This window comes from Bradyrhizobium sp. HKCCYLS3077, assembly GCF_051167555.1.
In the GTDB taxonomy this organism is placed as follows: domain Bacteria; phylum Pseudomonadota; class Alphaproteobacteria; order Rhizobiales; family Xanthobacteraceae; genus Bradyrhizobium.
This window is the reverse complement of record NZ_JBNPTH010000001.1, coordinates 1019276-1037644: the sequence shown is the minus strand read 5'-3', so window position 1 is coordinate 1037644 and position 18369 is coordinate 1019276. Positions and strand designations below refer to the sequence as shown.

Here is an 18369-nt window from a genome sequence, read left to right as displayed (position 1 = left end):
CTGCCGCCCGCTCAAGTCCCGCGCGATCGCCGTGGCGGCGCGGGCGTGATGCGGATCGACTCTTTCGTCATGCTTACCAGCGCACCAGCCAGGGTTTGTTTTAGCCTGCCTGGAGCAGACCTACCACTATCTACGATCCCCGCAAGAGTCCGGTCCAGCCGGTCGAGCAGCGCTTCGGCCTTGCCAAGTTCCACGGGTCCTTCGGTTCCCACGCGATCGATGGCGCGCATCAACAGCCGCAGCCTGATTTCTGCTGGAAGTGCGACAAACGCGCGCGGGTCGAAGCTGTGGCCCTGGGCCGGCTGTTCGCCACTGCCGCCATCGGCCTGGAGGGCGAGATAGCGCTCGGCGCCGTCCACCATGCGCTCGATCGCGGCATTGGCCCGTCCAAGCCGGCGCGCCAACGTCGCCAGCGTGCGCGCATCGCCGCCCTCCTCCGCCAGCGCCGGCATCAGCGCGCGCAGGCGCGGCCGGGTGAAGGACGGATCGCGATTGGTCGGATCATCGGCGTGAGGAAGCCCCGCGGCGCGAAGCGTCGCCAGCAGCCTGGCCTTGGGGATGTCGAGCAGCGGCCGCGCCAGCAGCAGCCCATCTCGCGAACTGACCAGCGTCATGGCCGCAAGCCCGGCGATACCGCTGCCGCGCAACAGCCGCATCAGCACCGTCTCGGCCTGGTCATCCCGCGTATGAGCGGTGAGGATATGGCCGGCATGCAGTTGCCGCGCCGCGCGCGCCAGCAGCCGGTAGCGCGCCAGCCGCGCCGCTTCGGGAATTCCGGCGCCCGGTTTGTCGTCGGTCCAGCGCAAGGTGCGGTGCTGAACACCCAGGCTGCGCGCGATCTGCTTGACCAACCGGGCTTCGCCCGCCGAGGCACGCCTCAGACCGTGATCGACGGTCACGGCAAGCAGCCGCGGGCCCGTCACGAGAGACGCCCGCCACTGGGCCACCAGCCACATCAGCGCCATAGAGTCGGGACCGCCGGAGACCGCGAGCACGAGCGCCGGCGCCGCCGCAAGCGGCGCGAACAGGCGCTCGGCCTCGGCGGCGGACACCGGGAGATCGGCTTCGGAGCGTGCGTTCGCCATGGCGCGGCAGCCTACCCGCCTCGCTGCCCGGGGGCGAGAGCCCTACGATCTCACGCCGCGCGGCTCAGCACTTCACCCGCTTCTGCTCTTTGTCGACCGTCGCCTTCACACCCGCGGAGGCGCGCGGATACTTCCGCGTCACCTCGCCGAACGCGGCGCAGGCCGCCTCCTTCTCCTTCAAGGCCGCCAGCGACTGGCCGAGCCGCAGCAGCGCGTCGGCCGCCTTCGACGATTTCTCGTGCTTGGTGGTCACCGCCAGGAAAATTTCGGCGGCATCGCGGTATTGCTGGCGCTGGTACAGGCTTTCGCCGAGCCAGTATTGCGCATCGCCGATCATCGGATCGTTGGGATATTTCTGGGTGAAGTTGCGCATCGTCTGCTCGGCCAGCGCATAGTCGCGCCGCTGCATGTAGCCGATGCCGAGGTCGTATTCATCGCGCGGCGTCTGCCGCGGCGGCGCCGTATCCAGCCCGCCGGCGGCGGCAGGGGCCGCCGCCTGGGGATAGCGGCCGGGCGGCGGGCTCGCGGGATTGACGGGATCCGGCGCGCGGGCAACCGGCTGGCCGCCACCGGGCTGGATCGGCAGCGGCCCTCCGCCGAGCGCCTGCGGCGCGCCGGGCGCGGTCGGGTTCTGGCTCGGATCGAAGGCGTCGCCGCGACGGGTCCGCCCGCCCGGCGCCGGCGGATCCAGCGCGATCGGCGCGGGCGCGCCGGCCTGCGGCTGGGCGTAGACGGGAGGCTGCTGCGGCGTGGGATAGGCCTGCTGCTGCGGCTGTCCATAAGGCTGCTGGCCATAGGCGGGCTGTGCGGGCTGGGCGTAACCCGGATTGACCTGCGCCGGTGCCGGCGAAACGCCCGGCTGGGCAGCCGGCGCGGCCGTCTGCGCCCCGCTCTGCAACTGCCTCAGCTGCTCCTGGAGCTGGCGATTGCGGTACTGCAGCTCCTCGTTCTGCCCGGTCAGTTGACGCAGCTGATTCTCCAGCCGCTCGATCCTGATCTCGGGATCCTCATCGACCTGGGCGAACGCCCGCGACGACAATGACTGGCACGACAAAACGACGAGCGCTGCGAGCATCGCTGCGGCGCTCCGAGGAAGAGACATGAACGACATGCTGCCCTGACGACCGGATCGGCGAGAGGTTGAAAAAGCCTGATGAGCGAGGCTGTAAAGTAGAATTGAGATGGAGACAAATGACGTTCAAGCGAAGACGAAATGATGAAGCCGGCGTCGATGGCGACGCCGGCTTCATCAACGACCCGTCATGAGACGACGTCGTTCAGCTTCATGAACTGGCGTTCAGCACGGTGACCGCGCGGCGGTTCTGCGACCAGCACGAGATGTCGTTACACACCGCGACGGGGCGCTCCTTGCCGTAGGAGATGGTGCGCATGCGGCTCTGGTCGATGCCGCGCGAGGCCAGGAAGTTTCGGACCGACTGGGCGCGGCGGGCGCCGAGCGCGATGTTGTACTCGCGGGTGCCGCGCTCGTCGGCGTGGCCCTCGATGGTGAACTGATAGCGCGGATAGGTCTGCAGCCACTGCGCCTGCTTTTCCAACGTCGCGATCGCCTGCGGCGTCAGATCGGTCTGGTCGCTCTCGAAGAAGACGCGATCGCCGACATTGACCACGAAGTCCTGCTGGCTGCCTGGAGTTGCAGCGCTCGCCATCGCTCCGTCGGCCCCGGTGAGATTCTTGTTGGCGCAGGCGCCCATCGACAGCGCGACCGAGAGCACGGCAGCCAACTTCAATCCCTGGAGGATACGCACGTAATATTTCATTCCCGGAGCCTCCACGCTCACGTTCTTAGACTGCCATCCGGTCTACAGGTCGATGGTTAAGCGAACGTTCCGTCAACCTTGATGGGGTCTTGCCGAACCCCGTCAAATGCTAACGAAACCCGAAAAAGCGACCGCGATGGTTAATGGGTTGTAAATGTGGCGCCAGGGTGAAGGCAAGCAGCGGCCCGCCGGGAGCACGGCGCTTTTCGCCGATATTTGCGCCAAGGCTACGAAATTGAGCCGGCGCAGGGGGCTGCGCCGGCTTGAATCCGGGAACAAGACCGACTTTGCTCAGCCGGCCTTCGCGACAGGCTGAAGCCGAAACGAATCAGAGAAGGCGTCGGGCGCGCGACGGTCGAACAGCATCCGCCGCTCGAAGGCGCTCGAGCGCATGAAGGGGAAGCGCTGGAACACCCGCTCGCGGATCTTGGGGTAATGCGCGGCGACGAGGCCGACCGGCTTGGTCAGGCCGGAGTAGAGCCGCGGCTCGCCCCACGGCTCCTGGAGGAAGACCTTCTTGTAGAAAGCGCGGTGTTCCGGCCGGACGTTGGCAAGGCCAATATTGGCGTTGAAATGCGCGCAGGCAACATAGCCGAGCCGGACGGTGACGTAGGGAAGCGCTGGAAACAGCCGGGCTTTCTCGTAATCGGCCACGAAACGCGTCGGATCGACGATCACCTGGCCGCGGTCGAGCTCGGGATGCAGCAGATCGGAAAACATGTCCGCCGACAGCGACCGCCGCCATTGCGAGTTCAGCACGCTGATGCGGATCGAGCTGTACAGTTCGCCATGCACATAGACGCCGAAGATGAAACTGTTGGGAAGATCGTCATACTCGTCGGTGACGCGTTCGCTCGCCGAGGGGAGGATGGCTCCTTCGCGCAGATAGGCGCGGTAGCGCAGCCGGTAAATCTCGTCCTTGTCTTCCGCAGTCAGCGCCAGCCGATAATCGACATTTTCGAGCGCATCCGACTTCTGGTCAGCAACGGCAGTAACTCGAGCCGCCGACTTCATTCGCAACCCCTTTTCACACACAACCCTTACGAGTACCTAATGAGCTTAACAGTGCGTTAATTCAGACGCAAAGCTTTCGGCGGTACAGAGTTAACGGTGCGGGAAATCGGGCGTCATGACTGCGACTTACAGAAATGAAACGGAGTGACTCAGGTATCGCTACGGATCACTTCCGTGCCTATCCGAAACCTGTGCGCGTGGCATACGCGTGTTCTCAGCCCGGATGATGCGACGTGGGGTTGTCACTTTAGCGTTCACATGGGCGTGCGTGTCCGCACGAGCCCCAGCGATGCTGCCGGACCGTCGGAGACGCGGGCGAGACGGCGATCAGGCGATCGACCGATTGCCTCCGGCGACCGCAATCGCCTCTTCCGCCGGCCGTCGGCCGTGCGAGGCATTCAGAAGCTGACGGATGCGCACGGCGGGGACCGGTCGGCTGAACAGATAGCCCTGGGCTTCGGTGACCGTGCCATCGGCACTGACCAGCTCCAGCTGCTCGTTGGTCTCGATGCCCTCGACGACCACCGACATGCCGAGATCGGCCGACAGCCGCGCGACGCCGCGCAGCAATGTCAGCGGCCGGTCGCTGTCGATGCCCTCCAGGAAGGAGCGGTCGATCTTGACCTTCTCGAGCGGGAAATTGTGCAGGTAGCTGAGGCTCGAATAGCCGGTGCCGAAATCGTCCAGCGAGATGCGCACCCCGAGCATATGGAGTTGCGAAAGAACGTCGTGCGTCAGCTGCGTGTTGCGCAACAGCGAGGATTCGGTGATTTCGATCTCGAGCCGGTGCGGCGGCAGGCCGGAGACTTCGAGGGCGTAGCGCACCTCGCTCAGCACGTCGCGCTGGTGGAACTGCTGCGGCGAGAAATTGACGGCGACGCTCACCGCCTCAGGCCACTTCATGCATTCGAGGCAGGCCTTGCGCAGGATCCAGCGGCCGAGATCGACGATCAGGCCCATGTCCTCGGCGACGGGAATGATGTCCACCGGAGAGACGGTGCCGCGCACCGGATGGTTCCAGCGCAGCAAGGCCTCGCAGGTCGAGATCTTGCCGGACTTCAGATTGACCAGCGGCTGGTAGAACAGCTCGAACTCCTCGTTGGCGAGTGCCTTGCGCAGATCGAGCTCGAGGATGCGCCGCGCCTCTACGGTCTGGGCAAGCTCGTCGCGGAAGAAGCAGAAGGTGCCCCTGCCCTCGGCCTTGGCGCGATACAATGCCATGTCGGCATTCTTCAGCAGCGTGTCGGCGCTGATGCCCGGCGCGGTCATCGCGATTCCGACGCTGGCGCCGATCTCGACCAGATGATTGTCGATCTTGTAGCGTTCGCTCAGCTGATCGACGATCCGGCGCGCGAGCACGGCAGCGTCGTCGTTGGAGCGAATGTTGCGCTGGAACACGACGAACTCGTCGCCGCCGAAGCGGGCGACGAAATCCTCCGGCCGCAGCATGTCGCGCAGCCGCTCGGACACGGCGCAGAGCAACTGGTCGCCGCAGGGGTGGCCGAGGGTGTCGTTGACCTGCTTGAAGCGGTCGAGATCGACGAACAGCAGCGCGGACAATTCGCCGTTTCGTTGCGGGATCCTGAGCAGCCGCTCGATCTCGTCCCGGAAGCTGACGCGGTTCGGCAAGGTCGTGAGTTCGTCGTAACGCGCCAGATGCGAGATGCGCGCCTCCGCATGGCGCCGCTCGGTGATGTCCTCGAGCAGGACCACGGCACCGCCATCGGCCATCGGCTGGAACGTCCAGGATAGCGAGCGGTCGCGCACCACGTCGGGATCGCTGGTGATCACGTTGTGGGTCTTGGTGTGCTCGATCTCCGCCAGGATCAGCCGGCCGCTCGCCGCCGAGATCGACCCGGCGACCACACAGGCATTGATGATGTCGGCGGCCTTGCCGCCGCGCTGCAGGATATCCTCCGGCAGGCTCATCATCTCGCCGAAGCGGTGGTTCATCACCGCCAGGTGCCCGTCGGCGCGGAACATGCACAGGCCGTGCGGCATGTTGTTGAGCGCCGTATCGAACTGCTTGGCCAGCGCCGACTCGCCTTCGCGCGCCACGAAGGCCTGGACGAAGATCCGCTGCAGGTTCGTCGAGATGTGCTTCAACGACATGAAGAACAGCACGCAGAACGCCGCCATCCCCATGTAATAGGGACTGCCATTCAGCGCGAGCGAGAGTGCGAGCGGCCCGCAGGCGAGCAGGATCTGGACGTGGAAGATCCAGGGGCGTCCATAGGTGCGCCCGGCGCCCGCCGACATGTAGCAGAGCGTCACCGTGATCGCGATCAGGTGCACGACCGGATCGCTGTTGCCGGACACGGCGACGACGCACCAGATGCCGAGCACCAGCGCGTAGATCATCGCGCCGACCTGGTAGCGGATCTCCCAGCGCGCCACCGCCTCGGGGGTCAAGCGCCCGCCGTCACGGAGATGCCGGTAGTAGCGCATGTCGAGCGAGCGAAACGCGCCGGCCACGATCAGCAGGATCGCGCAGGGCCAGAGACTGGTGTCGCCGCTCTTGATCGCGGTCATGACGGCCGCGACGGCGGCGCAGAGTGCGCCGGCAAACATCGGGCCGGGATCCTGGAAGAGGGAGTCGACGAGCGCCGCCTGGATACCGGGCGACAGCTTTCGATCGTCTTCTCCGCTTTGGCTGGCAAGCTGCATTCGTGCGCACGCGTCCTGTTCTGTGCGCAACAATACCGTTCGCAAGTGAAGTCTTTCTGAGCGAACATCGTTAGCGGAGCGTTGCCGCAGCCGCGAAACGGGCGGATTTCCCCGAGATTTCAGCAAACTAGGGAAACACTACTCCGACCTTGCAACGAATGGTTCCATTTCGACCGAAGACACGCATTGCGCGACCCGCCGGCGACGCGTCCACTCAAGTGTGAGCGAGCATCGACGGGCCATCTACTCCTCACGACAGCAGCGGCGACCAGGCCGGGTCCGAGGCGAAGCCCGGCGTTTGCACCTTCTGCTCGAAGCGGCCGGAGACGTCGATCGTATAGAGCGAAGGACCGGCATTGCCGCCGGGATCGCGGAAGAACATCAGCACGCGGCCGTTCGGAGCGAAGGTCGGGCCTTCGTTGTGGAAGCCGGAGGTGAGGATGCGCTCGCCGGAGCCGTCGGTCTTCATGATGCCGATCGCGAACTGGCCGCCGCCCTGCTTGGTGAAGGCGATGTAGTCGCCGCGCGGCGACCACACCGGCGTCGAGTAGCTGCCCTCGCCGAACGAGATGCGCTGCGCGGCGCCGCCGCTCGCCGACATCACGTAGATCTGCGGCTTGCCGCCGCGATCGCTCTCGAAGCAGATCTGGCTGCCGTCCGGCGAGTAGCACGGCGAGGTATCGATCGCCGGCGTGTCGGTCAGCCGCGTGGTCGCGCGCGAGCGCAGATCCATCACGAACAGATTGGAGTTGCCGCCCTGCTGCAGGCTCAGGATGATACGCTGGCCGTCGGGCGAGAAGCGCGGCGAGAACGACATGCCCGGAAAGTTGCCGACGATCTCGCGCTGGCCGGTCTCGATATTGAACAGATAGACCTTCGGGTCGCCCTGCCCGAACTCCATGTAGGTGATTTCCTGGCTCGACGGCGAGAACCGCGGCGTCAGCACGAGGTCGGCGCCGCGGGTGAGATAGCGGACATTGGCGCCGTCCTGGTCCATCAGCGCGAGCCGCTTGACGCGGCGCTCCGATGGCCCGCTCTCGTCGACGAACACGACGCGGCTGTCGAAATAGCCCTTCTCGCCCGTGAGCTTCGTATAGATCTGGTCCGAGATGATGTGGGCGATGCGCCGCCAATATTCCGGCGCCGTCACATATTGCTGGCCGGCGAGCTGCTGGCCCGTATTCGGCTCCCACAGCCGGAACTCGGCCTTCAGGCGGCCGTCGGGCTGGCGCGTGGCGCGGCCGGTGACGATGCCGCGCAGATCGAACGGCTTCCAGCTTGCGAATTGCGGCGGCGCCTCGAAATTGCTGATGCGCTCGGGAAATGCAGCGGGGTCGACGGGCGCGAACAAGCCGCTCCGCTTCAGATTGTTGGTGATCACCTGCGAGATGCCGTTGCCGACATCGGCATCGCCGGCGCCCCCCGGAACGAACGGCGGAATCGCGATCGGGAGCGGCTTGAAGCTCGTCGGCACGATCTCCAGGCGGTCTTTCTGCTGGGCCAACGCGGGACCGGCGCCCAGCGCCGCGACGGCAGCGCCTCCCGTCGCCAACAGCTGGCGCCGCGTGAAAGATCCGGTCGTGCGGTCGGGAGGATTCGTCAAGTTCGGCCTCGCATCGAATTCATCGTTTTGAGATTGAATCGCGTCAGGATGAGCTTCCACTCGTTGTAACGATTCTTCGGTAGAAACGCATAAGGCGCACAGTTCTCGACCGCCCGCTTCGCGTTCTCCGCCACGGCGAGGCTGACCGCCCGATTCGGGCCCGTCACGCCGGAGACGACGGGCGTTGCGAGCAGGGAGCCGTCGGAACGCAACTGAATGTCGAGGTCGACCGAGATCTTGTCTTCGTCGACACCACTGTAGGGCGCGTTGAAGCAGCGCGTCACAGCCTCCTGGAACGCGCCCTGCCAACTCGCCACGTTGGCCTCGGCTGTTCCCTGGACCGTGCCGAGCGCCGCATTCGCGTTCAGCTCCGCTCCCGTCACGGCCTGCCGCGTCGGATCCTTCTGATTGATCAGGCTCGCCATCTTTTCGGCGTCGAACTTGCGCTCGCTCTTGTGCTTCGGCGGCTCGGGCGTGGCGACCGCCGTCTGCTGCGGCTTCGGCGGCTGCTTCGGCTTGTCCTTGTTGAGCACGCTCGCGATCTGGTCCGGATTGAACGGATCGGGCTTCTTCTCCTCCGGCTTCGGCTTTTCAGCAGGCAGAGGCTTCGGCGGATCCGGCTTCTTCTCGGCCACGGGCTTGGGCGTATCCGGCTGCTTCTCGACCGGCTTGGGCGGGTCGGGCTTCTTCTCGAGCGGCTTCTCCGGCTTGGGCTTCGGCTCCGGCGCGGCGTCGGTCTCGGTCACCTGCTTGGTGTCGACCTTGCCGACGATGTCCTCGGTCGGCTTCTTCTCGCCGATCCTGTCGGCGAGCAGCTTCTGCGACTCCTTCTTGCCGGCGAGCGCGCCGGCCTTGGCCTTCGACGTGTTGTCCTCCGAGATCACGTCGACCGGCACCAGATCCTCCGGCGGCGCCACCATCGAGCGGGCGGAGAAGCTGAACAGACCCCATCCCAGCACGAGCACGTGCAGAGCCACGGAGAGCACCGTGCCTTTGCGCTGACGTGCGAACTGGATGAGGTCCTTTGCCGTCATGAGCCCTGTTCCGGCAGCACGACGATGCTGGCGCGATAGCCGGCGTCGCGCGCCATGCCCAGCACCTTCATCATGTCGGAGTAGCAGGCGTCACGATCGCCGCGGATCTTGACGACGTTGTCGCCGCCGCCGGCACCCGCCTCCTTCATCGCCTTGATCTTCGGCCCGAGTTCGTTGATCCCGATCGGGGAGTCCCCGATGTAGACATCGACCTTCGACGCGCAGCCGCCGCCGGTCTTCTTCACGGTCACCTCGAGCGGCGGCTTGGCATCGGCCGTTGAGGCCGCACCACCCTGCGCCTGCGGCAGATCGACCTGGATGTTCACAGTGAGCAGTGGCGCTGCGACCATGAAGATGATCAGCAGCACCAGCATGACGTCGACCATCGGCGTGACGTTGATCTCCGACATCACCGGTGCCTTGCGCCGACCGCGGCGACCACCGCCGCCGGACGCGCTACCCATGCTCATGCCCATGCTGCGATACTCACGATCCGGTCGCCATTATACCCGTCCTCATCCCCGCTCGTCGATCTGACGGGACAGGATGGCCGAAAATTCATCTGCGAAGCCCTCCAGGCGCTGGGCCTGCCGGTTCACCTCCGAGGAGAACTTGTTGTAGAAAATCGTCGCCGGAATGGCCGCGATCAGGCCGATCGCGGTGGCGAACAGCGCCTCCGCGATGCCGGGCGCGACCACCGCGAGCGAGGTGTTCTTGGAGCCTGCAATCGCCTGGAAGCTCGTCATGATGCCCCAGACGGTGCCGAACAGGCCGACGAAGGGGCCGGCGGAACCGACCGTGGCCAGCACGAGCAGCCGGCGTTCCAGCCGCTCGACCTCGCGCGCGATCGAGACGTTCATCACCTTCTCGATCCGCATCTGCAGGCCGGCGAACGACCGCGCATGGCCCTCGAAGGAGCGTTTCCATTCGCGCATCGCCGCCACGAAGCACGCCGCCATCGACTGCGTCGGCTTGGCCGACAGCACCCGATAGAGCTCCTCGATCGACTCGCCGGACCAGAACGCCTGCTCGAACCGGTCCATCGAGCGGCGCGTCCGGGAATACAGGAACAGCTTGTCGATCGCGATCGCCCACACCCAGACCGAGCAGGTGATGAGGCCGAGCATCACGCCCTTCACGACCCAATGCGCCTGCCAGAACAGCGCGATCAGGGAGAAGTCGCCTTCCATCCGAAGTATCCTCTCAACCAACAGCCCGGGACACCCGGGTCCATGCATCCGCCGTTCCACGCCGGATGCCATCGCGGCGCAAAGCGCCTACGCAAGAAAGCCCTGAACTGATCGCTTTAAGAGGCCCGCCGAAGCCATAAGTGGCCTGCTTCCTCCGCCAACGTGTCAAAACAAGGGCTCGGCGCCCGTAAGCGCCCCTTAACCAAACCCCCTCCGGAGTTAAGGCGGGGTTACCGCGGAGTTTTGCGGAGGTCAAAGGCCCTGCCGGGACAGCCAGATAGAGCCTTTGTAATCAGGCCATTGTGACGTCGCGGCCGTTCTGGCCGCCTGCAGCCAGCGGCGAGGCGCCGCAGGGAAAGGTAATTAGGAACGCAAAACGCCCGCCGGCGGGGAACCGCGGGCGGGCGTCTTGTGCCGTCAGGGCGGGGGCTGAAAGCCCTGCGGCGTCAGGATCGGTCGATCAGCTCTGGGGCTGGTCGTTCGGCGGCGTCGGCGGCCGCTGCTTGTGCTGCGCCATGAAGGCGTCGAACTCTTCCTTGTCCTTGGCGTGACGCAGGCGGGTCAGGAAGTCGCGGAACTCCTGCTGCTCCTCCTCGAGCCGGCGCAGCGTTTCCATGCGGTACTCATCGAAGGCGCGATTGCCGCTCGACGACGGCTGCGAGAAGCCGAAACCAAAGCCGCGGCGCTCCATCCTGTCGCGCATGCGGTCCATCTTCCACTGCATCCGTTCCATCTTGTTCGACCAGCGATCGCTACCGTTCCAGCACGCCATCTTTCTGCTCCCGAGTGTGAAAAAGAGAAGGGCAAGTCCGATCGGCCACCAGATGATGAAGCCGAGCACGGTCACCGCGATCCAGCCGGGATGCCAGGGCGACTCCATCATGTGGGGCCGGTACCTCTGCTCCTCCTCCGAACCGCGCCATCGATTGACATCTGCGGTGTAGGCCATCTCCCTCTCCATTCGCGGCGCCATGCCGTGTGAATGTAAATAACATTTACATAGCTAGCTCAACCCGTGATTTTGTCAAGGCTGCCGCCTGACGCGCCGCCCGGAATATTTTTCGTCCGGCGTTGAACCTTTACTTGGGCCGGCCCCAGGGCCCCGCTGGCGTCCCAGCCGGCTTGTCGTCGTCGGGCAGTGGCGGCGGCTCGCCGCCGGGCTTGGCGGTCGGTGCACGATCGGTGCTGAACCCGAGACCGCGCAGATAGATCAGCACCTCGGCTTCCAGCAGCTCCTCCGGCGACATCGGCAGCTTGCGCCGGGCGGCGTCGCCGCGCGCGAACAAGGACGCAATGCCATGCGCCATCGACCAGATGTGCAGCGCCATCATCATCGCCGGCGGCCGCGGCACACCAGGAGGAGCCAGCGCGGCGAGCCGCTCCGCGGCGGCGCGGATCACGCCGAACGCACGCTCGCCAGCGGCGAGCAGACCTGGGGTCGAGTCGGCCGGCACGCCGGATTCGAACATTGCCGAGTAGAACGCGGGCTCCTCGCGGGCGAAGGCGAGATAGGCCTTGCCGACACGTTCGAATGCCGTGACGGTCTCCGGCCGGCCGTCGTCCCACGCGGCCGAAAGCCGCGCCTCGAACTGCTCGAAGCCGCGCTGCGCGATGCTGGACAGAAGCTCATCACGATCGCGGAAGTGGCGGTAGGGGGCAGCCGGGCTGACGCCGGCCATGCGCGCGGCATCGGCGAAGGTGAACCCGGCAGCTCCCTTCTGCGCGATCAGGTCGAGCGCCGCCTGCAGCAGCGCCTCCTTGAGGTTGCCGTGATGATAGCCGCGCTCAGCGCGGCGCTGCTCCTTGCGCCAGCTCATGTGAAGGGCTTTTACATGAGCGGGGGTGAAACACACCAGAGACTTTTGAGCGCTCGACCGGCAGCCACGGCTGCCACCCTCCCCTTGAGGGGGAGGGTCGATCGCCCGCGCAGCGGGCGAGCGGGGTGGGGTGAGCCCCGGGCGAGGTCAGCGCGGGGTCAACGGACGAGTGCACAAGGTGCCCAGCCGAACGTCGGCATCGCACACGCCGACAGTCTGTCACCCCACCCCGGCTCGCATCCGCTGCGCGGATTCGAGCCGACCCTCCCGCTTCAGGGGAGGGTGGCACCGCGGCTCGCCGCTAGGTACGGGCGCTAACCACCCGGGATCGGCAGCACCGGCATGATCTCGACCCGCTCGCCGGGGAAGATCGCAAAATGCGGGTGCCCCTCGAACATCTTCGCCGCGTCCTCGTGCGAGGCCGCGCGGACCACCGTGAACGCGCCCATCTCGTTGGCAATGTCGTTGATGCCGGCCTTGTCGACCCGCTTGGTCTTGCCGAGCGGCCCGCCCAGCGCGACGATCGCGTCCTTGTGCGTCTCGACCCAGCCTTGCCAAGCCTCCATGCCCTGCCGTCCCCTGGCGTTGCGGTCGGCCTCCGGCAGCGCCTCCCATTCCTTCCAGGCGGGGCTGGTCCTGCTGCCGAGGAACACGGCGAGATAGGTGTTGCTGTTGTCGCTCATTGCACTTCCCTCCCTGTTGAATTGAACCGATCAGGCACGGCCGGCATGCGGTAGATCGGCGAAGCCGGCCAGCGCCTGCTGCACATCGTCGGAAAAATCCGCCATCTCCTGCACCTGGCGGATCTCGATGATCTCATTCTCGGAGGCCGGGCATTGCTTGGCCCAGGCGACCGCCTCGTCGCGCGATCCGACCTCGATCATCCAGAAGCCGCCGAGCACCTCCTTGGCCTCGGCGAAGGGACCATCGGTGACGACGGGTTTGCCGCCAGGGAACGACACCCGTGCACCCATCGACGGCGGATGCAGCCCTTCCAAGGTGATCAACACGCCGGCCTCCTTGAGCGCTTCGTTGTAGCGCATCATCGCCGCGACCCGTTCGGGATCGAGCTTCACGTCCGGCGGGGCGCTCTCATAGCCGAGCGGAATCATCAGCATCATGAATCGCATCGTGTCTGCTCCCGGTCTGATGGGCTGAGATGTCAGCTCTTCGCCGCCAGCGCATGCAGGCGATCTTCCTGCGCGCGCAGTTCAGGCGCGAGGGCCTCGCCGAAATCCTCCGCGGCATAGATGCGCCGGATCTCCACCTGGCCGCTCGGAAACGGCGCGCGTTTCATGGCCTCGATCACCTGATCGAGCGAATCCGCCTTGACGATCCAGAAGCCTCCGACGAGATCGCCGCTGTTCTCGAACGGGCCGCGCGCCACGCGAGGCTCGCCGTCCGAGAAATCGATCCGCGCGCCCCGGGCGGTCGGATGCAGGCCCTCCCCCGTCTCCATCATGCCGGCTTTGATCAGTCCCTCGTTGAACCGGCCCATCTTGGCGAATTCCTCGGAGGTCGGCAGCACGCCCGCTTCCGAGTCCTGCGTTGCCTTCACGATCACCATGAACCGCATGGTCCCTCTCCCTGATCCTGCGGCAGGTCTCCCTGCTCTCTTCAGAAAGACGATCGGCAACCATGCAATCCGACACGGCTGTGCGATTATTTTCGCGGAAAGGCCCGCTCAGCCAGGCTCGCCCGGGAACATGTGGAAATAGGGCTCGGCCTCGGCGAGAACGCGCGCGACGGACGGTCGCGCCTTGAGACGCTCGAGATAGGCTGGAACCGTTTTCAATTCGGCACCGAACGGCTCCACTTTTTGCGCATAGAACAGCGCCGGTAGCGCGGCGCAATCCGCCAGCGTGAATGGCTCGCCCATCGCCCAGCCCGCGGACGGCAGCTCCGCCTCGAGCATCGCGTAGGACGTCTGCAGCCGCGCCCTCGCCTCGGTGACACCGAACGGATCGCGCGCATCGCTCGGCCGCAGCCGGTCGAACACCACGGTCTGCGTCGGCATGTGCAGATAGAGATCGAGAAACCGATCACGCAGGCGTGTCCGTAAGCCGAGATCGGGCTCGCCCGGAATGAAGCGCGTCGCACCTGGAAAGTGCTCATCGAGATACTCGATGATGATGCTCGACTCCGGGATCGTGCGCTGCCGCTGCTCGTCGCGCAGCACCGGAAACTTGCCGACCGGCCACAGCTTCAGAAATGCGGCACGATCGTCGACGTCACCCAGATTGATCAGCTTCGGCGTGAACGGAATGTCGTTCTCGTAGAGTGCGATCAGCACCTTCCAGCAGAACGACGACAGCGGATGATAGTAGAGGGTGAGGGACATGGGTCGCTCCTCAGGGCTGACGTGAAGAGAGTTAGTTCGAGTCGATGCTCGCGCGGCGACGCCGGTGCGCTCCCTCTCCCCGTTCTTCACGGGAGAGGGTTGGGGTGAGGGGCGGCCGCACGGGGAGTGTTCGTGGATGAACCTGTACCCCCTCACCCGGATTGCATCTGGCGATGCAATCCGACCTCTCCCCGCAAGCGGGGCGAGGTACACCGAGCACGCTGTACAATCGTGCGCCTCCTCACAAGCCAAAGGCGGAGCACGCGGCCGTCCGCTCACGCATCCCGCACCGGCACATAACGCACGATCACAACACCGGTCGACAGGGCGCGGCTGTCGATCAGCCGCAGCTTCATCGTATGCCCCGGCTTGAACAGCGGCGCGCCGTTGCCGAGCACGCGCGGATTGATCGCGATCCGGTATTCGTCGATCAGATCATGCGCCATCAGCGTCGCGGCGAAGTCCGCGCTGCCGAACAGGAACAGATCCTTGGCGCTGTCCTTCTTGAGCGTCTCGACCTCGGTCGCAATCTGCTGACCCATCAGATGCGCATTCGACCAGGCCAGTTCCGACAGTTTGCGCGAGGCGACATGCTTCGGGATCGCGTTCATGAATTCGGCGATCACGCCCTGCTGCGCCGGCCAATAGCCGGCCATCAGGTCGTAGGTCACCCGCCCGAACAGCAGCCCTCCGGCCTCCTTCAGTTGAGCTTCCGAGAACTGCTCGAGCTCAGGCCCCCAGACCTCCTCATGCCAGGACAGGTCGCCGTTCGCGCCCGCGACCATGCCGTCGAGCGTCATCATGTTCCACAATACCAGCCGTGCCATGCACGCGCCTCCCGACTGCTTTTATTTTGCAAGCAGTTGGAGGATGCCGGGACCGGTGCAATATTGCAAGCAGTTATTCGCGACGACTGTCCATGAGCTCCTGATGTCCGACCTGCAACGCTCCGGCTGCCCGATCAACCTCACGCTCGAGGTCGTCGGCGACAAATGGAGCCTCCTCGTCATCCGCGACATGATGTTCGGCAACCGCCGCCACTATCGCGAGCTGCTCGGCGGATCGCAGGAAGGAATCTCGTCGAACATTCTGGCCGACCGGCTCAAGACATTGCTCGCCGCGGGCATCATCAGCCGCGAGGACGATCCCAGCCACAAGCAGAAGGGAATCTATTCGCTGACTGAGCAGGGTATCGAGCTGTTGCCGATCCTCGCGCAGATGGCCAGCTGGGGTTACAAATATCTGCCGGTGTCAGACGAGCTCGGCATCCGCGCCAAGCTTCTGATGGAGGGCGGCCCGAAGATGTGGGCCGAGTTCATGGACGAGCTCCGCGAGATCCATCTCGGCGTGAAGAAGCGCAAGAAGCCGGGCCCAAGCGTCGGCGAGCGATTGCAGGCGGCTTATCAGAAGGTGGTTGCCGAGAGGAAAGCTGTAGCGGGCAAGTGATCCCTGCTCGTCGATCTCCGTGTGTCCTTGCTGGCGCCACAGACACAGTCATTCCGGGGCAAGGCCGCAGGCCTTGAACCCGGAATCTCGATCTGGTCTGGCGTTCATTTCAGCAATCTCGAGATTCCGGGTTCAATCGCCGCTGCTCGGCGCTCCGCGCCTGCGCATCGACGATTGCCCCGGAATGACGGCGCGGAAGCTGCAGCTCAGCTCCCGGCAGTTGTTGAAACAGCGTCGCCCGGACGCGCGCGCCACAACCGTCAATAGGCCGAATTGTCCGCTCTGTAGCGAGACGACTTGCGCGGCGCACGTTCGGGCATCGGCTCCAGCTGTGCGATCGGCCGGCGGTAGGTTTCCGCGCGGCGCAGCCAGCCCGCCTCCCAGATGCGGTTGGACGGCAGGTTGCGCACGCGCTGCTGCAGCACGACCTGCACGGCTTCGGAATATTCGGCGAGTACGGCCTTCGGCTCGGTGGTGGAGCCGTTCATCTTCAGCAGCACCTGTTTCAGGCCCCAGCCCTGGCGCTGGCCCGTCTCCTTGTCGACGGCGGTCTCGGAGGGATTGGTGCCCTCGCCCTTGAAGTTGATGTAGTCGATCAGCGGATAGAGATCCTCCGAGGCGCGCACGACGCGCGCATATTGCGCGACGATGTGCTCGCGCTCGGCGCTGTCGGGCGTATTGGCCAGGATCTTGTCCATCGCGCCCTGCGCGCGCGCCACCAGGAACTGGGTCTGCTCCGCCATCGTGTCGAGCAGGAACTGACGCAACTGCTTCATTTGCGGCGAATTGAAATTGCGCTTGAAGTCCGCACGGCTGGTCCACGGACAGGCCGGGATCGGAGTCTTGTCCAGCCATGCCGGCAGCGGCGTCTTGCCCTTGCGCAGGAACGCGACCAGCCCGGGGAAGCCTTCTTCATAGGGCGGCTTCGCGGTGGTCGGGTACCAAATGAAGTGCCCGATGCCCAATGAGGCAAATTCCTCGCCGGCATTCCACGACGTGATCGCATCGCGCCGACCGCCGGCCTCGTTGAGCCAGATCTTGCGCCCGATCATCTGCGCGACATCGGCCGGCAACACGCGTTGCGGCACGGAGAGATTCTTCGCGTCCTTGGCCGTTCGCGCATCGCCCTTGCCGCCCTGCTTCTGAGGCTCGGCCGGGGCGACCACGACCTTCGGAGCGGGCGCCTGCGGCTCCGCCGGACGTCCGACCGTCCCGGTTTCGGCCTTCTGCGGCTCGACCTTCTGCGGCTCCGCCTTTTGAACCTCCGTCTTCGGCACCTCTGGCTTTTGCGCCTGCGGCGATGGTGAAGGCGGCGCGACGTCGCGCGCGACCGGTTCCACCGCGGGCGACTTCGTCTCCGGACCCTCGGCGGCCAGCACACAAGCATTCGTTGCGAGCCCGAGAACGACGCAGGACAGAAGCAACGCGCGGCGCGCGCGCAGCACGCCGCGCGGCAGCGCCGTGTTCAACGAGAAGGATGTGATTCGCTGGCTGATGACGTGACCGCGCATATCGATTCTACCGAGGCTCTGAGACTTTACGCTACCAGGACAGGAGTCGTCCAAGACGGGACACGACCACGCGGCCCGACGGGCGAATCAGCCACCGGGGAACGGCTCGCGCGCGGCGTGGAAGCCACCCTTGACCGCTTCGACGCACGCACCGAACCATCGCGCGGAGGATCTTTTTTCGTGAAGACTTTCAAGTCGATCACCCTTGTCCAGTCCTTCCCGTTAAAAAACTCTTCTTTCTTTTTTCCAGAATTCATGCTCTTTTATGCCCGTCCTGTTCCCGATCGAGAGGGACGTTTCGCGGTCGTCACGAACGTGGGGAGCGGGATGCGGTGGACGCGACGATGTTGCAGCGTGGAGCATGATTCGGAACCGGGAGACTGTTGACGCTCATTGCGCCACAGCTTTCTGACGAGATCATGCTCAGAAGTAGACACGCAGACGAACAACGCGGCGCGTACGGCGAAATCGTGTGGTCCTGGCATCCCGATGCTGATGTCGTGTCCAGTGCGTGAATGCATTGTGGCGGAAACGGGGGCAAGACAGCCGGTCCCCGGGGAGATCACGTATAAGCCGTAAGACCATCGTGCAGGGAAGGCCGGGATGTCCCAGCCAAACCTGTGGTTCCTGCCCCGTGCATTCTTGTCCGCACGGGGGCCATGGGGGCGGCGAGCTCCCGGTCTTCCCTGCGCCCTCCGGTTGGTGAGGGACGAGGATACCAGTAACACTCGGGCGCTTCGGTGCCGCGGGAACGCGAACTGCCGCGCCCATTACTACCGTTGGCTGTTTGACAACGCACGCGAACTTAGGTGCCCTGTCTGTATTCCATAAGTTGGATTTAACGCACGTGAGGGATTGTGACGGTCTTCACAGCTACCCTGCG

18 protein-coding genes are annotated in these 18369 nt (G+C 65.1%); 1 reads left to right on the top strand and 17 read right to left on the bottom strand.

Annotated features, from left to right (window positions below):
• Window positions 1–11: 11 nt before the first annotated feature.
• From tilS to ACQR0Z_RS04510, 16 genes are all read right to left on the bottom strand, one after another.
• Window positions 12–1085, bottom strand: a complete 1074-nt coding sequence (gene tilS, locus ACQR0Z_RS04585) for a tRNA lysidine(34) synthetase TilS (protein WP_434917813.1) — start codon at window positions 1083–1085, stop codon at window positions 12–14.
• 64 nt (window positions 1086–1149) lie between these two features.
• Entirely contained in the window at window positions 1150–2187 is a 1038-nt protein-coding gene (gene ybgF, locus ACQR0Z_RS04580; RefSeq protein WP_434917812.1) for a tol-pal system protein YbgF, read from the bottom strand.
• Window positions 2188–2368: 181 nt separating this feature from the next.
• Window positions 2369–2863, bottom strand: a complete 495-nt coding sequence (pal, locus tag ACQR0Z_RS04575) for a peptidoglycan-associated lipoprotein Pal (RefSeq protein ID WP_434917811.1) — start codon at window positions 2861–2863, stop codon at window positions 2369–2371.
• A 291-nt stretch (window positions 2864–3154) separates the two neighbouring features.
• Window positions 3155–3877, bottom strand: coding sequence for an N-acyl amino acid synthase FeeM domain-containing protein (locus ACQR0Z_RS04570; protein WP_434856194.1), 723 nt, complete (start codon window positions 3875–3877; stop codon window positions 3155–3157).
• 327 nt (window positions 3878–4204) lie between these two features.
• On the bottom strand, window positions 4205–6544 hold the full coding sequence (locus ACQR0Z_RS04565) for a putative bifunctional diguanylate cyclase/phosphodiesterase (RefSeq protein WP_434917810.1): 2340 nt from the start codon (window positions 6542–6544) through the stop codon (window positions 4205–4207).
• A gap of 250 nt (window positions 6545–6794) precedes the next feature.
• Window positions 6795–8099, bottom strand: a complete 1305-nt coding sequence (gene tolB, locus ACQR0Z_RS04560; protein ID WP_434879959.1) for a Tol-Pal system beta propeller repeat protein TolB — start codon at window positions 8097–8099, stop codon at window positions 6795–6797.
• A gap of 44 nt (window positions 8100–8143) precedes the next feature.
• A complete protein-coding gene (locus tag ACQR0Z_RS04555; protein WP_434917809.1) occupies window positions 8144–9181 on the bottom strand; it encodes a protein TolA in 1038 nt (345 codons plus the stop codon).
• Window positions 9178–9657 carry an ExbD/TolR family protein gene (locus tag ACQR0Z_RS04550; protein WP_434917808.1) on the bottom strand — a complete coding sequence of 160 codons (480 nt, stop codon included), beginning with the start codon at window positions 9655–9657 and terminating at the stop codon, window positions 9178–9180. Before ACQR0Z_RS04550 ends, ACQR0Z_RS04555 begins: the two co-directional genes overlap by 4 nt.
• Window positions 9658–9696: 39 nt before the next feature.
• Entirely contained in the window at window positions 9697–10371 is a 675-nt protein-coding gene (tolQ, locus tag ACQR0Z_RS04545; protein ID WP_050886856.1) for a protein TolQ, read from the bottom strand.
• Between the two features lie 460 nt (window positions 10372–10831).
• The gene (locus ACQR0Z_RS04540) at window positions 10832–11320 is read right to left on the bottom strand and encodes a DUF2852 domain-containing protein (RefSeq protein WP_434917807.1); all 489 of its coding nucleotides are present in this window, start codon (window positions 11318–11320) and stop codon (window positions 10832–10834) included.
• Window positions 11321–11450: 130 nt separating this feature from the next.
• On the bottom strand, window positions 11451–12188 hold the full coding sequence (locus ACQR0Z_RS04535) for a TetR/AcrR family transcriptional regulator (RefSeq protein WP_434917806.1): 738 nt from the start codon (window positions 12186–12188) through the stop codon (window positions 11451–11453).
• A gap of 314 nt (window positions 12189–12502) precedes the next feature.
• Window positions 12503–12871 (bottom strand): hypothetical protein, encoded by a 369-nt coding sequence (locus ACQR0Z_RS04530; RefSeq protein ID WP_434917805.1) that lies wholly within the window; start codon window positions 12869–12871, stop codon window positions 12503–12505.
• A gap of 30 nt (window positions 12872–12901) precedes the next feature.
• A complete protein-coding gene (locus tag ACQR0Z_RS04525) occupies window positions 12902–13318 on the bottom strand; it encodes a YciI family protein (protein WP_434917804.1) in 417 nt (138 codons plus the stop codon).
• Between the two features lie 32 nt (window positions 13319–13350).
• Entirely contained in the window at window positions 13351–13764 is a 414-nt protein-coding gene (locus tag ACQR0Z_RS04520) for a YciI family protein (RefSeq protein ID WP_434856202.1), read from the bottom strand.
• Window positions 13765–13872: 108 nt separating this feature from the next.
• Window positions 13873–14529: a glutathione S-transferase family protein gene (locus ACQR0Z_RS04515; RefSeq protein ID WP_434917803.1), complete on the bottom strand. Its 657-nt coding sequence runs from the start codon at window positions 14527–14529 to the stop codon at window positions 13873–13875.
• Between the two features lie 275 nt (window positions 14530–14804).
• Window positions 14805–15356 (bottom strand): dihydrofolate reductase family protein, encoded by a 552-nt coding sequence (locus ACQR0Z_RS04510; RefSeq protein WP_434917802.1) that lies wholly within the window; start codon window positions 15354–15356, stop codon window positions 14805–14807.
• 103 nt (window positions 15357–15459) lie between these two features.
• Between ACQR0Z_RS04510 and ACQR0Z_RS04505 the strand changes: the two genes are divergently transcribed.
• Window positions 15460–15975, top strand: coding sequence for a winged helix-turn-helix transcriptional regulator (locus ACQR0Z_RS04505; protein WP_434917801.1), 516 nt, complete (start codon window positions 15460–15462; stop codon window positions 15973–15975).
• 260 nt (window positions 15976–16235) lie between these two features.
• On the opposite strand, the gene ACQR0Z_RS04500 is transcribed toward ACQR0Z_RS04505, so the two are convergent.
• Window positions 16236–17486: a hypothetical protein gene (locus tag ACQR0Z_RS04500; protein WP_434918024.1), complete on the bottom strand. Its 1251-nt coding sequence runs from the start codon at window positions 17484–17486 to the stop codon at window positions 16236–16238.
• Window positions 17487–18369: the final 883 nt, after the last annotated feature.